The organism is Ectobacillus sp. JY-23 (assembly GCF_023022965.1).
Classification (GTDB): Bacteria; Bacillota; Bacilli; order Bacillales; family Bacillaceae_G; genus Ectobacillus.
In genome coordinates, this window is the sequence record NZ_CP095462.1 from 1,887,743 (window position 1) to 1,902,424 (window position 14,682).

Annotated in this window: 15 protein-coding genes and 1 other annotated feature (1 of these 16 running past the window's edge); of the genes, 3 read left to right on the top strand and 12 right to left on the bottom strand. The window is 40.5% G+C overall.

What is annotated here, in order from left to right:
- Positions 1–1,167, bottom strand: coding sequence for an MFS transporter (locus MUG87_RS09745; protein ID WP_247087295.1), 1,167 nt, complete (start codon positions 1,165–1,167; stop codon positions 1–3).
- A gap of 68 nt (positions 1,168–1,235) precedes the next feature.
- Positions 1,236–2,615: a dipeptidase PepV gene (pepV, locus tag MUG87_RS09750; protein WP_247087297.1), complete on the bottom strand. Its 1,380-nt coding sequence runs from the start codon at positions 2,613–2,615 to the stop codon at positions 1,236–1,238.
- 357 nt (positions 2,616–2,972) lie between these two features.
- On the opposite strand from pepV, the gene MUG87_RS09755 reads away from it, so the two are divergent.
- Positions 2,973–3,194: a DeoR family transcriptional regulator gene (locus tag MUG87_RS09755; RefSeq protein ID WP_124564370.1), complete on the top strand. Its 222-nt coding sequence runs from the start codon at positions 2,973–2,975 to the stop codon at positions 3,192–3,194.
- A 52-nt stretch (positions 3,195–3,246) separates the two neighbouring features.
- Here MUG87_RS09755 and MUG87_RS09760 read toward each other — a convergent pair whose 3' ends face one another.
- The 4 genes from MUG87_RS09760 to MUG87_RS09775 form a co-directional block, all read right to left on the bottom strand.
- Positions 3,247–3,957: a pseudouridine synthase gene (locus MUG87_RS09760; RefSeq protein WP_247087299.1), complete on the bottom strand. Its 711-nt coding sequence runs from the start codon at positions 3,955–3,957 to the stop codon at positions 3,247–3,249.
- Between the two features lie 34 nt (positions 3,958–3,991).
- Positions 3,992–5,638 (bottom strand): putative polysaccharide biosynthesis protein, encoded by a 1,647-nt coding sequence (locus MUG87_RS09765; RefSeq protein WP_247087301.1) that lies wholly within the window; start codon positions 5,636–5,638, stop codon positions 3,992–3,994.
- A 128-nt stretch (positions 5,639–5,766) separates the two neighbouring features.
- On the bottom strand, positions 5,767–6,267 hold the full coding sequence (locus MUG87_RS09770; RefSeq protein ID WP_247087303.1) for a hypothetical protein: 501 nt from the start codon (positions 6,265–6,267) through the stop codon (positions 5,767–5,769).
- Positions 6,261–7,778 carry a GGDEF domain-containing protein gene (locus tag MUG87_RS09775; RefSeq protein ID WP_247087305.1) on the bottom strand — a complete coding sequence of 506 codons (1,518 nt, stop codon included), beginning with the start codon at positions 7,776–7,778 and terminating at the stop codon, positions 6,261–6,263. Before MUG87_RS09775 ends, MUG87_RS09770 begins: the two co-directional genes overlap by 7 nt.
- 172 nt (positions 7,779–7,950) lie before the next feature.
- Here MUG87_RS09775 and MUG87_RS09780 point away from each other — a divergent pair, with 172 nt between their 5' ends.
- Entirely contained in the window at positions 7,951–9,225 is a 1,275-nt protein-coding gene (locus MUG87_RS09780) for a BaiN/RdsA family NAD(P)/FAD-dependent oxidoreductase (protein WP_247087307.1), read from the top strand.
- A 148-nt stretch (positions 9,226–9,373) separates the two neighbouring features.
- Here MUG87_RS09780 and MUG87_RS09785 read toward each other — a convergent pair whose 3' ends face one another.
- The 5 genes from MUG87_RS09785 to MUG87_RS09805 form a co-directional block, all read right to left on the bottom strand.
- On the bottom strand, positions 9,374–9,553 hold the full coding sequence (locus MUG87_RS09785) for a sporulation protein Cse60 (RefSeq protein WP_124564374.1): 180 nt from the start codon (positions 9,551–9,553) through the stop codon (positions 9,374–9,376).
- 1 nt (position 9,554) lies between these two features.
- Complete coding sequence (locus tag MUG87_RS09790) at positions 9,555–9,791, bottom strand: DUF2553 family protein (protein WP_247087309.1); 237 nt, start codon at positions 9,789–9,791, stop codon at positions 9,555–9,557.
- 73 nt (positions 9,792–9,864) lie between these two features.
- Entirely contained in the window at positions 9,865–10,116 is a 252-nt protein-coding gene (locus MUG87_RS09795; protein ID WP_247087311.1) for a hypothetical protein, read from the bottom strand.
- A gap of 18 nt (positions 10,117–10,134) precedes the next feature.
- Complete coding sequence (locus tag MUG87_RS09800) at positions 10,135–10,362, bottom strand: spore germination protein (RefSeq protein WP_247087313.1); 228 nt, start codon at positions 10,360–10,362, stop codon at positions 10,135–10,137.
- A gap of 144 nt (positions 10,363–10,506) precedes the next feature.
- On the bottom strand, positions 10,507–10,815 hold the full coding sequence (locus tag MUG87_RS09805; protein ID WP_247087315.1) for a rhodanese-like domain-containing protein: 309 nt from the start codon (positions 10,813–10,815) through the stop codon (positions 10,507–10,509).
- A gap of 410 nt (positions 10,816–11,225) precedes the next feature.
- Here MUG87_RS09805 and MUG87_RS09810 point away from each other — a divergent pair, with 410 nt between their 5' ends.
- Entirely contained in the window at positions 11,226–11,819 is a 594-nt protein-coding gene (locus MUG87_RS09810; protein ID WP_247087317.1) for a hypothetical protein, read from the top strand.
- A 214-nt stretch (positions 11,820–12,033) separates the two neighbouring features.
- On the opposite strand, the gene leuS is transcribed toward MUG87_RS09810, so the two are convergent.
- A complete protein-coding gene (leuS, locus tag MUG87_RS09815; protein ID WP_247087319.1) occupies positions 12,034–14,448 on the bottom strand; it encodes a leucine--tRNA ligase in 2,415 nt (804 codons plus the stop codon).
- A 57-nt stretch (positions 14,449–14,505) separates the two neighbouring features.
- Positions 14,506–14,682: a binding site (T-box leader), on the bottom strand; it runs 39 nt beyond the window's last position.

Here is a 14,682-nt window from a genome sequence, read left to right on the forward strand (position 1 = left end):
CTATACTCCCACCTTTTTATGCAAGGGCCCAATCAGCAAGGCAATCCCTGCACATGTTAACATAAAGAAGAAAATATATACATTTTCTACACCGAAGCGGTCCATCAGAACACCTCCAGTAAACGTACAAAACCAAGTACCAAACCCGCCCCCTGCTGTTGCATACAATGCCACTGCCGTTGATTGCATGGGGAGGGGGGCAAGTTGTCTCACACGTTGCAGAGCTGCAGGAATAAACAAACCAATCGATAGCCCTTGTGACATGGTTGTTGCGTAAACAAGAAGCAACGGTGGTTCAAAAAAGTAAAACAGCCAGCGCAATGCAGAAATACAGGCAGAAAACAAAAGAATATAAGTGACGCCCCATTTTTGAATCCAGCCCTCCGCCCATTTCATAAATGGTGCCTCGCTGCCTGCTGCCAATAAAAAAGCAAAGCCTACTCCTGTCAGTGTACCCCCTAAATCTGTGATGAATAACCCGAAATATGTGTTATTTGCATAAATTGGACCAAATATCAAAAAGGTGCATAATAAAAACAAAGCAAATTGCTTATCCCGAAGCAAGTGCTTGCTTCCTTCTCTAATATTACCGCGTGTCGCAGCGTTATCCCTAGGGAGCTGTGTAATCAGTAATGCAGCAGTAAATAAAGCACCAGCAAATAAATAAAAGATGGCATACATACTAAAATATTCAGAAGCTTGACCTGCAACCAAAACCGCTACCGCAAAGCCAATGGCACCGTATAACCGAATGCTTCCATAAGCGCCTCCGCGCCTTTGTACGTGTGTTAACGTGATGCTATCTGAAATAGGGACAATCGCACTTTGCGCAAACGCCAAGAAAACTGCAATGATTAATAGTACCCCATAGTTTTGCGTAGTTGTATAAATATATCCCATGATGCCTGTAAGCAATAACGCAAAAAATAAAATATGACGCGGTTTCTGCGTATAATCCGAGAATATCCCCCACATGGGCTGTATTAAAATCATCACGACCGGTCCAACAGACATAATATTGCCAATTTGCATGCCTGAGAGCTTTACTTGCTCTTTTAAATATACGCCAAGAAGCGGAAATAACGCGCCAATCCCGAAAAAGATTAAGAAATAAAGTATACGAAACGTAACAGATGCTCTTGCTTCTCGTTGTACAGATAGCTCCATGTTATTCTCTCCCTCATGGTTGAACCGCCCTTCTATGAAGGACGGTTCAACCATAGCTGTAATTTATCTTATTTTGCTAATTCATAAATAGCTTGTGCATAAATTGCTGTTGCTTTTACTAGATCCTCAATTTCAATATATTCATCTTTTTGATGAGCTAAATCTTCTTTGCCAGGGAAGAGTGGACCGAATGCAACACCTGCTTGTAAAGACCTAGCATATGTGCCTCCTCCAATTGCAAGCAATTCTGCACGCTCTCCTGTTTGTTCTTCATATACACGCTGCAACGTTTGGATCAGCATATGCTCTTTAGCTACGTGGTGCGGTTTAGAATTAGATGTTTGCTTTGCTTTAAAGCCTCTTTTCTCGGCATAGAGTGCAATCTTGCTTACCATTTTATCAACATCCGTTGTGACAGGGTAACGAATATTAAGTCCAAATGCCCCGCCCTCTTGCGCTTGATATGACATCGTACCGACATTGATGGTTAAATCCCCAGTAATATCATCAGCATACGCAACGCCAAGGCGCTTCCCTCTCGTATCATCTTGAAATGCCTCCATTGCAAACGAAACAAATGCCGTACCACCTTCATCAAGCTCTTGCTTTTGTAAAAAGGCAGCCAACAGCATACCTGCATTTTCTCCTTTTTCAGGGGTAGAACCGTGTGCCGAAATGCCCTTCATTTCCAGCGTTACTTGCTGCCCCTGCACCGCTGCGTTTCCATATGAAGCAAACTGCTCAGCAATTTCTCCTGCTCGTTCAGATAGTAACACAGCTCTTGCATAATCAGGGACCATGTTTAAACGTCTTCCTGATGTGAATTCTTGTAATACAGTACCTCCCTTACTTACATGTGGCTTCATTGTAATATGTACAGCACTGATTCCTTTTTCCGCATTAATAATTGGGAAATCTGCATCAGGTGCAAATCCCATGGTCGGCATTTCCTCTTTCTTAAAATAATGATCTACACAACGCCATTCACTTTCTTCGTCTGCACCTAAAATCATACGAACGCGTTTTTGCAAAGGCAATTCAAGTTCTTTGACAATTTTCATAGCATAATAAGCCGCTATAGTGGGTCCCTTATCATCGATGGCACCTCGCGCGTAAATGTTACCATCTCGAATATCAGCTCCATACGGATCGCTCGTCCATCCATCGCCTTCAGGAACCACATCAACATGACATAAAATACCGATTAATTCTTGTCCTTCCCCCATTTCTAAATGCCCAGCATAGCCGTCCACATTTTTTGCAACAAATCCATCAGCTTCGCCTTTGTTTAGCATGAAGGATAATGCCTCTGCCACTCCCGTTCCGAACGGCGCCCCCGCTGTAGCTTCCTCCATATTTAGTACACTTTTAATGCGCAGAAAGTTTTGTGTATCTGTAAGTAGGGCATCCTTTCTTTTCTCTACTTCTTGTATCCAATTGATTTCCATAGTTTCACCTGCTTCATATCTATTTGTTATACGCTAATTTCTTCCATCATATCAAAACGCTCTTCACTGTGCCAACTGCAACAACTTAGAAATAGCGAACATTCATAAACTTAACTACTAAAAAAATATGTTTTTACATAAAAAATTCGACAAAAAGAAGGATTTTGTTATTTCTTGTAGAAGAATATACCTGATTGTACTTATGCAGCTTATGCCATTTCAATTATTTTATACTTGTTAATTTTCTGTTAAAAATAATAAAAAAAAAGCATGAAAATGGCCTGGTAGAGTACAATGGAAGTGAAAAGACCTTCTTTTCCTGTTGGGTCAACAAAAAACTCTTGAAGGAGTGGTTTTTTGAAAATGACAACTTCTCGTATGCTTACACGGATTAAGTCGATTTATATGTTCATCAACGAAAAAGGCACAGTAACAACGCAGGACCTTGTCGAAGAATTTGGAATCACATCCCGGACCATACAGCGAGATTTAAACGTGCTTCAATTCAACGAGCTCGTTTGCAGTCCAAGTCGCGGCAAGTGGACGACAACAGGAAAAAAGGTGCGGCTCACGTCGTGATGTGTTTTCTACATATAACCCCTTTCTGATATCAGAAAGGGGTTTCTCGGGTTTATTCTCCTTTTAACAGGGCAACTTCTTCTTCCGTCAATTCACGGTATTGGCCTAATTCTAATTCCTCATCCAATTTAAGCGGCCCCATCTCCGTTCGTTTTAAATACACAACTTTCTTCCCAACCGCTTCAAACATGCGCTTTACCTGATGAAACTTTCCTTCTGTAATAACGAGCTCAATTTCAGATAGCGGGCCGCTGTGCAAAATGGTTAATACTCCTGGCTTTGTTTCATAGCCATCATCTAATATCACACCTTTTTGAAACGCCTCTATATCCTCTTCTGTCACTTGTCCTTCTACTTTGGCAAAGTACTTCTTAGGTACATGCTTTTTAGGCGACAATAGCTGGTGCGCCAGCTGACCGTCATTTGTTAACAGTAAAAAACCTTCTGTATCCTTATCTAGTCTACCGACAGGAAATGGCTCAAACACCAAATCCTCTTCTTCAAGCAGGTCAATCACCGTTTCATGCATATTATCCTCTGTTGCAGAAATTACACCCTGTGGCTTGTTCATCATTAAATAGATAAACTCTTTATACTCGACCACTTCACCGTAGACTGTTACCTCATCTTTTGTAACATTCACATGAAATTTCGCGTCTTTTACAGGCATACCATCAATTTTTACAGCGCCCTCTTTTAGTAATTTTTTCACTTCTTTGCGGCTACCAAATCCCATATTGGCCAATAACTTATCTATCCGCATACCTATTCACCTTCTTTGCTAAAATAACGCCCTGTTACGCACCTTTTGTAAGAATTTTTAACTTTCGTCCAAATTTCGCTTTTAATTTTGCTAAAAACTCTTCTCCAAATATCCGTTTCATAACACCTGTTTGAATTGCCAAAGTCATATAAACGGCCGCACCCACAATTGCAGTGAGTCCGACTGTTGCGATTGCCGGCCAACGACTTTCAATGTTCCACACAAGCGCTAATACCAAAAGAGTACCCTTTGCCGCTAAGGCCATCGCAAGCGTTAGTATTGCTACTTGAAACGTACGCTTGTATACAAGTATAAAACTAAAGTTTGCATGCTTACGAATTTGCATGTTTGTATACCATACCGATGCTAAAAAGCCAACGCCAGTCGCAAGTACTCCTCCAATTGCACCGAAGTAACGAATCAATAATAAATTTCCTATCAGCTTTAGCACAATTCCAATTCCCAATCCAATAATAGCTTGCTTTTGCTGATTGATTCCTTGTAAGATGGCACCTGTGATCGAGAATAAAGCAAATAATAAGGCAACAGGTGCATACCACATCAAAATTTCTCCACCAAGCTTGTCCGCCCCGTAAAAAGCAGCATATAACGGGTAAGACAGAACGGAAATACCAACTACTGCTGGGAGCGTTAAAAAGATATTTAACTGAAATGTTTGCCCAATTTGACGATGCAAAACAGTTTGATTTTGTTCTGTAAATGACTTTGTAATCGCAGGTACAAGTGTTAAGCTAAACGCTGTCGCTAAGGATACCGGAATCATAATCAGCTTATGTGTCCACATTGTAAAAATGCCCAACGCAGATTCAGCAATTTTTGACTGACCTGCGGCAGCCATCGCTTTATTGAAGGTAAGTGTGTCAATTTGTTGATAGAGCGGAATAGTAAGCCCAACAACAACATAAGGAAGAGCATATGCAAATAGTTCTTTAAACAGCTGCGGCGTACTCACATTTGCCGGCTGCACAGTTTGATTAACAAGCAAAGTATCAAGATGATGCTTCCGCTTTACCCAATACCAAATTAAAACAGCAAGCGCACCAAGTGCCGATATAAAAGCAGCGAAGGTTGACACGCCGATTGCCATGGCAACTGTTCCATCCAACACCTTAATTACAACATAACTTCCGCCTAATAACACAGCAATGCGGATAATCTGTTCGATAATTTGTGAAATCGTAGTGGGTCCCATCGATTGATGACCTTGAAAAAAACCGCGAATCAAGCTTGCTGCTGGTACAACTAAAAGCGCAAAGCTGACGAGACGGATGATTGTCGCAACCTCTTCCACGCTGTTTGGTCCTTCCGCTTTGCTGAGCATGATTTTTGCAAAGAGTGGTGCTGTGGTATACAGCGTCACAAACGACAATACGCCCATCACAATCATCAACTTCATACCAGAGCGAAACATGCGCCGACTTGTTTCGTAATCACCAAGTGCATTATACTTTGAGACAAATTTGGAAACCGCAAGCGGTACGCCGGCAGTTGCGATACTTAAAAAGATGGTGTAAGGCACATAACCGTACGTATATAACGTTCCTCCATTTGTCCCGACTAACTGATAAAACGGAAACACATAAATCATGCCCAGGAATTTAATGAAAAATGTTCCCAACGTCACGATGAGTGTGCCGCGTATAAATTTAGAATCAGACATATATAATCCTCCAAACACCGGGAATCTAACCTTTGTATTGTATCACAAAATACGATGAAGAAGGAAAAGCTTGTTGATTTATGTCGAAGAGTTCTCGTACAATCAACAAGCTTTGTCATATATCTATTTTAGCTACTTATCGTACTGCGATTGGTAGTCATTTGTTTATGCACTTCTTCTAGTATCTCCATTATTGTTTGCTTATGCATAAGCTTGTACCTAGCAATCTTTAAATAAGCTTCTTTATCAATTTTCCCTCGTTCTAAGAGCTGATCCAGCGCAGGAAGACGAAAATCTTTAATTGGCAGGTAAGCTAGCAATCGATTATCCTGTTCTGTTTTCACACGAATTTGGATACCGGCCAAGCTAGGGAAAAGTAAAGATGTATAATCGAATTCCACTACTAAATCTGCTTTATCTGCGTTACAAATAGCTGGAATATTACTCGGTAACGAAACAAAGTAAACCATCTGTTCAAAAGAAAAATCCAAATCTAAAACACTGTGACAATGCATACGTAACAGTTTGTTAGTAAAACGTTTTAGCTCCAAAGCGTAAAAAAAACGACCACTTAATAGGATAATACCTATAAATGTACATGTAAGCAGCAGACTAAATTGAATTAGCATACCCCACCTCTTTCACACGACATGACCATATTTCTTCCCGCATGCTTTGCTTTATATAATGCTTGATCAGCCGCTTCCACCAACTCTTGCATATCAATTTCACTCTCAGTAGTTGCAACACCTAAACTCACCGTAATATGCCCAAGCGGTTGCTTGTCTCCGCCTATGAACGTTGTATCTGCAATATTTATACGAATCCTTTCGGCAATTTCTGTAGCTTGTGCATTTGTTGTGTGCGGAAGTAATATAATAAATTCTTCTCCACCGAAACGAAAAGCTAAATCATTTTCACGAATAGAATGCTTCATAATACTTGCAATTTGTATTAACACCTCATTTCCAGCCATGTGGCCATTTGTATCGTTAAAATGTTTAAAGTAATCCACATCTAAAATAATAAGAGAGACCAAATGTAATTCCATATCCATATATCGCTGTAAAGTAGCTTGAAATGTGCGCTGATTAAATAAACCAGTCAATCCGTCTTTATGAGCCATTTCCTCCACTCTTGTATATAAACGAGAATGGCGGATTGCAATAGCAGCCTGATTGGCAAGAGTCATAACACTGTCTATATCATTCATAGTAATTGGCTTCTTATTAACTGGATTATCAATAATAAGTACTCCCACCTTATGACCTTGGTTAATAAGTGGCAAGACAGCTAGCTCACTCATATGAAATTGCTTTACAAATAACCGTAACGTTTGATCCTCTGTATCCAGATCCTTTATGTGCATGGGAATCCCACTTTCCAGCACCTTATACAAAAAGTTTGCATCTTGCAAAGAGATGACTAATTCCCTCACTCTGTCATTAAGTAATACATCAGATGGTGTACCCGCTTCATTAATTTCAATTAAGTCGTTCAATTTATATCTATTCTTTACAATTTCACTCCACGTTTTATAGCCCTCTTCTGCACTCATCGGTCCGATTCCCATGATACCGGTCAGCTTTGTTTCCGTCTCATTTGTTAGTAAAATCATTGCCCTATTAAAACCTAAACCATGTCCGGCTGTTACAGCAGTCAAAATCGTTTGTAGCAACTTTTGAAATTCAAGCGTGCGTTGCATGGAAAAACTGACTTCTTTAAATACATTCAACTGCTTTGAGTTGTTAATAAGTGCATGCAACAGTTCTTGACGTTCTATCGTACGCTTATGTATATAGAGCATAACAGTATATACTGCTCCCATAAAAAAGAGATAATTCAGAAGCAAAAGCACGTTCCATTCTGCTGCAAGCATGCAATAACTAAGCCAGGCAATTCCTACACCTATGAAACCTCCTACTAAACGGAACATCAGCACGGTTGTTGCAATCAATAGGAGCATAAGCCATTTTGTATGCATAAATACAAACACAATTCCTTCTATTCCTATTAAAAAAATAACTGCAGTTACTAGCAAACTTTTATTAAACACTTCAGTTCCTTTAAATCGAAAATAATTGACTAGCATGGCAAGCAAAATTGCATATACCATTACCTGGATATATTGCCCTAGCATTCTGTTCTCTCCCAAACGATATATTATGTAAGCTATATAATTTTATATCGTATTTTATCATATTTTTAAATATCTATATAAATCATTTTAAAAATAACTTGTATCTCACTCGTTTTCTTTTTTGCCGCATTCGTGCTATTCTGTTGTACAGTACAAAAACAAGGGTGATAGTATGCATTATGATGTAATTGTAATTGGAGGGGGACCCTCGGGATTGATGGCCGCTATTGGAGCTGCAGAAGGCAAGGCAAAGGTTCTTCTATTAGATAAAGGAAATAAATTAGGAAGAAAGCTTGCAATATCCGGGGGAGGAAGGTGCAACGTAACCAATCGACTTCCTCTTGATGAAATTGTAAAACATATTCCAGGAAACGGTCGCTTTTTATACAGTGCGTTTTCTATTTTTAACAATGAAGATATCATACGCTTTTTTGAAGGACTAGGTGTGGCATTGAAAGAAGAAGACCATGGACGTATGTTTCCGGTATCTGACAAAGCGCAATCTGTAGTTGATGCACTGCTGCGCCGTTTACAAGAGCTTGGGGTTCACACACGTACAGATACACCAGTTCAAACCATTGAATATACGGACGGACAAACCTCAGCAGTAGTTTTACAAAATGGAGAAGTGATTCCAACGCAGCACGTTATTATTGCGGTTGGAGGTAAATCCGTTCCGCATACAGGTTCAACAGGAGACGGTTATGCATGGGCTGAGAAAGCTGGGCATACCATTACAGAATTGTTTCCGACAGAAGTTCCTATTACATCATCTGAATCATTTATTAAGGAGAAAACACTACAGGGACTTGCACTTCGCAATGTAGCATTAAGCGTATTAAATCCAAAGGGGAAGACGGTTAAAACACACCGTATGGATATGCTATTTACACACTTCGGCATATCCGGTCCTGCTGCACTTCGCTGCAGTCAATATGTGGTTCAAACTATGAAAAAATTTCACGCACAATCTGTAACCATGCATATTGATGCACTTCCTGATTGGAAAGAAGAGTCGTTATTTCAAGACATTGTCAAACAAATGAAAAATGAACCTAAAAAAGCTCTCAAGAATTTGCTGAAGGGAATTGTACCAGAACGCTATTTCCTATTTTTACTTGAGAAAAATGGAATAGATGGTGCACAAGCCACTGCTCATGTAAGCAATGAGCTTATTCGCGCCCTTGTAAAAGACATGAAGGGTTTTACATTTTCTGTAAATGGTACACAATCGATCGAAAAAGCGTTCGTTACTGGTGGAGGGGTTTCTGTTAAAGAAATTCATCCGAAGGAAATGTCCTCTAAATTGATGAAAGGCTTGTACTTTTGCGGTGAAATTCTCGATATTCACGGCTATACAGGTGGCTATAACATCACATCTGCTCTTGTGACCGGACGAATTGCAGGCATGACAGCTGCACAGCATGCCTTAGCACCTTCTTATTAATGATAGCTAAATTCTGATGTTGCTAATTAGCACTTGTTGATGAGAGTGATAGAGGAGCGGCTCCCTGACTGTCCGCAGACACCCACCGTCATGGAAATCAACAACAAGCTTTAACAAAGCCTAATAATAAGAGCCTAACTCTTTTGGGTTAGGCTCTGTATATAATCATCGCTGAAAAGCAATATATTTGATTTTCATCATTGTTGTTTGCAATCGCTACTTGATACTTCACATCTACAATTTGCGTATCATCGATCTTCTTTAAAAATGCATTTACACGTTCTTCCAAATCCTTTTCATGCATTTCATCAAATATTTTTACACGCATATTAGCACCACCCTGAATCACACCCGGAAACTGACGGATCATTGTCACGACGCATTTGAATTAAGCGATAAAAACGACCATCTTCATAAATATACCCATCTTCAAGTTCATACTTTTGTTCCGCCGTATACATATACAGCTTTCCAATCATAAATTTATTTGAATATAATTCCAAATACTTTTCCTTAAACTTCGCTGTTACTTTTTCTGTAATATCAATTTTTAAAGTTTTCCCCATTCATGCCCCCTCCCTTCATGAATGTCATTACCTACTCCATTTTATTTCCAGTTTGGTTTACTTATGATTAAAATTATAGATTCATTGTACTAACATCTTGTACAGTCGATTGAGATATGGCTTCGTCCATATTTAAATCTGCGGTCGTATCGACTTCTTCTTTTGTTGTCCGCAGTACACGGCGCCCATTAATGAAATCCGCACTTGTTACTCCCGTCGCACCATTTATACTTTTAGATGCCGTCATTGTAATTTCACTGATATTATTACCGCATTGAATCGTACCGTAGTTATTCACCACGATAAACTTCTTGATCATACACATCTTCTGTCTCTCCTTCTATTAAAATGTTTCCTCTTCCACCGCAACATCGATAGCGGGTTCTCTATCGTTTATAAATGCGCCCTCGAATTCATCGTTGGCTCGAACACCGTTTAATATAAATGCCGTACTGTTCCCACCTGCACCGTTGCTCGCTTTAGAGACTGTTAAAGAAGATATGTTATAGCAGTTCCCTATATTCACATGACCGTTGTTGTTCATAATCTTCACGTTCCGAATAAATGCCATCTCTGTCCTTCTCTCATTTTTTACTATTGTATGCAAACAGCAAAAAAGCGGAAGCGCCCTGCTTAGGCACTAGAGCTACAAAATATCTATAATTTTTATCATTTTCTCGGCTAATAAAAAAACGCGGAACATTTTGTTCCGCGTTTATTCTGTCTTACCCGTATAATACGACATGCCACCAATCATATTGATTGCTTTATATCCCTGTTCTTGCATATACATGCACACATGCTCGCTTCGTACACCTGCTTTACAAATAAAAATGTACGCATCCTCTTTATTAAAATAGTCTAATTTATTAGGTATATCTCCCATTTTAATGTGAGTGGCTTCAGGAATCTTACCATAAAATGCGATTTCGTCATCTTCCCTTACATCAACTAGATGCAATGTTTCTCCTTGCTCCAGCCTTGCTTGCACTTCTTCCGGTGTAATTGTTTGAACCTCGTGCATTTTTTCAGCCCCCTTTCCATACTGTTATCATTCTAGCAACGCATCGAACTGAAAGCAAAATATATACATGCAAACAATGTTCTTTTTAATGGCTCTGTTCAAGTTCATTGTTAATTTCCGTCAGCGCTATGCGCCTGCGTGATATCCCTCTGACTTGCTTTTCCCGCAGGAGTCTCACCCCTTCACTTCCATCAACAAGTGCCAATCATCAACAGCAGGCTTTAATACAGCCTTCTTAATAAACGGCATGTAGTTGCGTGAGAGTCCACCAAAAGCACCTGGTAGTTCTTATTTGCGTTCACATGTTTAATATATTTTCTTTGGAAAAACATACTAAATTCACAAAGAAAACACAAAAAAAGGGCAAACTGTTTACAGCAACACCATCTGATCAGTTTAGGAGTGATGATATGAAGTGGAAATTGGCACTGGCTTCACTGGTAACAACCGCTGTGGTCGGAGGAACAATGGTATCTGCCGCTACACCAGAGCAACAAGATACATTGCAAAAGCTAGAAGCGCAGGAAAAAGCACTGCACAAGCAGTTGCATGAGCAACGTGACGCGAAACGCAAGCAATGGATTGAACAATCCAATTTAACAGCAGAAGAAAAGGCAAAATTGAATGCTTTACACGAAAAGATGCAGGCCCTGCATGAAAAGAAACATGCTTTGCGTGAACAGATTGACAGCACAACGGAAGAAGCAAAAAAAGCGCAGTTACAAACACAGTTACAATCTTTGCATGATGAGATGAAGGCGCAGCACAACGAAATGCGTACCATTATTAAGCCGTTGAAGGAAAAGGTAAAAGGAGAAAAGCAAAAGATGCGCAAGCAAGACAAGTTTGGTGCGCACCACGAACTACGTGATTTATATCGTCAGAAAAAAGAGCTGCAGCAATCTGATACAGAAGAAGATGCTGCGAAGTTAATTGAAATTGAAAAGCAAATTATTGTGAAGCAGCAAGAGCTTTTGGATAAAGCGAAAGAAAATACAAACTAACAAAGATCGCGACCAGATTCGGTCGCGCTTTTTCTTATTGCTCTTTGTTTTTCTTTTGACCTTGACGCTGCTTCCCTTCAGAAGCTTCAGTAAAGTTTGGTTGTTTTTGCCCTGCGTTGTTGCTTCTTCCTTTGCTCATCATCATTCCTCCTTTTCGTAACGTCATCTTATTTTGCACCAAGCAAAAGAAAAAAATCGGTCCTAAGACCGATTTTTAGTTTGCTACGATATTAACAAGCTTACCAGGTACAGCAACAATTTTCCGTACTGTTTTACCTTCAATTTGCGCATTCACTTGTGCATCAGCTAGCGCCAATTGTTCCATTTGCTCTCTTGTTGCGTCTTTTGCGACTAGCAATTTTGCTTTCACTTTGCCGTTGATTTGGACAACAATTTCAATCTCGTCTTCCACAAGCTTAGATTCATCAAATGTTGGCCATGCTTCATACGTAATAGTCTCACTGTGACCAAGCTTGCTCCATAACTCTTCCGCAACGTGCGGTGCAATTGGAGACAATAGCTTTACAAAGCCTTCTACATATTCAACCGGTAGGACCTCTGCCTTATATGCATCATTGATAAATACCATCATTTGTGAAATAGCTGTATTAAAACGGATGCCTTCATAATCTTCCGTTACCTTTTTCACCGTTTGATGATATACCTTATCCAAGGCTTTATTAGATTCTTGTTTAATTTTATCACTTAATTCGCCATTTTCTTGTACAAATAAGCGCCATACACGGTCTAAGAAGCGACGTGCGCCGTCAAGACCTGTTTCAGACCAAGCGATAGAGGCTTCAAGCGGCCCCATGAACATTTCATATAGACGAAGCGTATCTGCACCATGGCTTGCTACAATATCGTCAGGATTTACAACGTTTCCTTTGGATTTACTCATTTTTTCGTTATTGGAGCCTAAAATCATACCTTGGTTGAATAATTTTTGGAATGGCTCCTTCGTCGGTACCACACCTAAGTCGTACAAAAACTTATGCCAGAAGCGAGCGTACAATAAGTGAAGTACCGCATGCTCAGCGCCGCCGATATAAATATCAACTGGCAGCCATTGCTTTAACTTTTCAGGATCAGCAAGCTGTTCGTTGTTGTGCGGGTCGATATAACGCAAGTAGTACCAGCAGCTTCCGCCCCATTGCGGCATTGTATTTGTTTCACGGCGACCTTTTTTACCAGTTATCGGATCTACTACATTCACCCATTCTGCCACGTTAGCAAGTGGTGATTCGCCTGTACCAGAAGGACGAATATCATCCGTTTGCGGCAGTACTAATGGAAGCTCCTCTTCTGGTACGGCGGTCATCGTACCGTCTTCCCAATGAATGACAGGAATTGGCTCACCCCAGTAACGCTGACGGCTAAACAACCAGTCACGTAGACGGTACGTTACCTTTTTCTCACCCATTTTATTTGCTTCTAGCCAAGTAATGATGTTTGTAATAGCTTCTTCCTTGTTCAAGCCGTTTAAGAAGTCGGAATTTATATGTTCACCATCGCCTGTATAAGGCTCTTTTGTAACGTCTCCCCCTGCAACAACCTCTTTAATCGGCAAATTAAACTTTTTCGCAAACTCATAATCTCGCTCATCATGTGCTGGTACTGCCATAATGGCACCAGTGCCGTAGCTTGCAAGTACATAATCGGCGATCCAAATTGGCATTCTTGCGCCGTTCACCGGATTAATGGCATAAGCCCCTGTGAAAACGCCTGTTTTATCCTTCGCCAAGTCTGTACGCTCTAAATCACTTTTCGTTTTTACTTGATCTAAATATGCCTGCACTGCCTCTTTTTGCTCTGGTGTTGTAATTTTTTCAACCAGCGCATGCTCAGGTGCCAATACAGAATACGTTGCACCGAACAATGTATCAGGACGTGTTGTAAACACCGTATATTTCTCATCGGTACCATCTACCTGAAAGTGGACTTCAGCGCCTTCAGAACGGCCAATCCAGTTACGTTGCATTTCCTTCAAGCTTTCCGGCCAATCCAGCTCTTCCAAATCTTCCAATAAACGATCCGCGTACGCTGTAATCTTCAATACCCACTGCTTCATCGGACGGCGTTCTACCGGGTGACCGCCACGCTCGCTCTTGCCATCAATAACTTCTTCGTTCGCCAATACAGTGCCAAGTGCCGGACACCAGTTTACTGCTACCTCGTCAACGTAAGCTAAGCCTTTTTCGTATAATTTCAAGAAAATCCATTGTGTCCACTTATAATAATTTGGATCTGTCGTATTTACCTCGCGATCCCAGTCATAGGAAAATCCAAGTGCTTTGATTTGATTGCGGAATGTATTGATGTTTTTCTCTGTGAATTCCGCAGGATCGTTTCCTGTATCCAGTGCGTATTGCTCTGCAGGAAGACCAAATGCGTCCCATCCCATCGGGTGAAGCACATTATAGCCCTGCATGCGCTTCATACGAGAAAGAATGTCCGTAGCTGTATATCCTTCTGGATGTCCTACATGAAGACCGGCACCCGATGGATATGGAAACATATCCAACGCGTAAAACTTAGGTTTGTCAGTATCTTCAGTCGTACGGAAGGTTTTATTTTCTTCCCAGTACGCCTGCCATTTCTTCTCAATTTCATTATGATTGTAGCTCATAAAATACCCTCCAATTCATCTATTTCTCCGCAAAAATACAAAAAACCCCTCATCCCAAAAAGGGACGAGAGGTTATAAATTCCCGCGGTACCACCCTAGTTAGTGCCCAAAGACACTCGCTCAAGTCCGTAACGTGGACGAAGCGGCAATCACTACTATTATTCACGATTGCAACTCCAAGGCGAGTTCACAATGAAATCCGGATTGACTTCCACCACACGTCAACTCTCTGAG

Excerpts from the sequence above, each read along its gene's own strand:
- MUG87_RS09795 (WP_247087311.1), bottom strand. The coding sequence starts at position 10,116 with ATGTGTATGATCAAGAAGTTTATCGTGGTGAATAACTACGGTACGATT.
- MUG87_RS09765 (WP_247087301.1), bottom strand. The coding sequence starts at position 5,638 with ATGTCTGATTCTAAATTTATACGCGGCACACTCATCGTGACGTTGGGA.
- leuS (WP_247087319.1), bottom strand. The coding sequence starts at position 14,448 with ATGAGCTACAATCATAATGAAATTGAGAAGAAATGGCAGGCGTACTGG.
- MUG87_RS09775 (WP_247087305.1), bottom strand. The coding sequence starts at position 7,778 with ATGCTAGGGCAATATATCCAGGTAATGGTATATGCAATTTTGCTTGCC.
- MUG87_RS09800 (WP_247087313.1), bottom strand. The coding sequence starts at position 10,362 with ATGGCATTTATTCGGAACGTGAAGATTATGAACAACAACGGTCATGTG.
- MUG87_RS09745 (WP_247087295.1), bottom strand. The coding sequence starts at position 1,167 with ATGGAGCTATCTGTACAACGAGAAGCAAGAGCATCTGTTACGTTTCGT.
- MUG87_RS09790 (WP_247087309.1), bottom strand. The coding sequence starts at position 9,791 with ATGGGGAAAACTTTAAAAATTGATATTACAGAAAAAGTAACAGCGAAG.
- MUG87_RS09760 (WP_247087299.1), bottom strand. The coding sequence starts at position 3,957 with ATGCGGATAGATAAGTTATTGGCCAATATGGGATTTGGTAGCCGCAAA.
- MUG87_RS09780 (WP_247087307.1), top strand. The coding sequence starts at position 7,951 with ATGCATTATGATGTAATTGTAATTGGAGGGGGACCCTCGGGATTGATG.
- MUG87_RS09770 (WP_247087303.1), bottom strand. The coding sequence starts at position 6,267 with ATGCTAATTCAATTTAGTCTGCTGCTTACATGTACATTTATAGGTATT.
- pepV (WP_247087297.1), bottom strand. The coding sequence starts at position 2,615 with ATGGAAATCAATTGGATACAAGAAGTAGAGAAAAGAAAGGATGCCCTA.
- MUG87_RS09810 (WP_247087317.1), top strand. The coding sequence starts at position 11,226 with ATGAAGTGGAAATTGGCACTGGCTTCACTGGTAACAACCGCTGTGGTC.
- MUG87_RS09785 (WP_124564374.1), bottom strand. The coding sequence starts at position 9,553 with ATGCGTGTAAAAATATTTGATGAAATGCATGAAAAGGATTTGGAAGAA.
- MUG87_RS09805 (WP_247087315.1), bottom strand. The coding sequence starts at position 10,815 with ATGCACGAGGTTCAAACAATTACACCGGAAGAAGTGCAAGCAAGGCTG.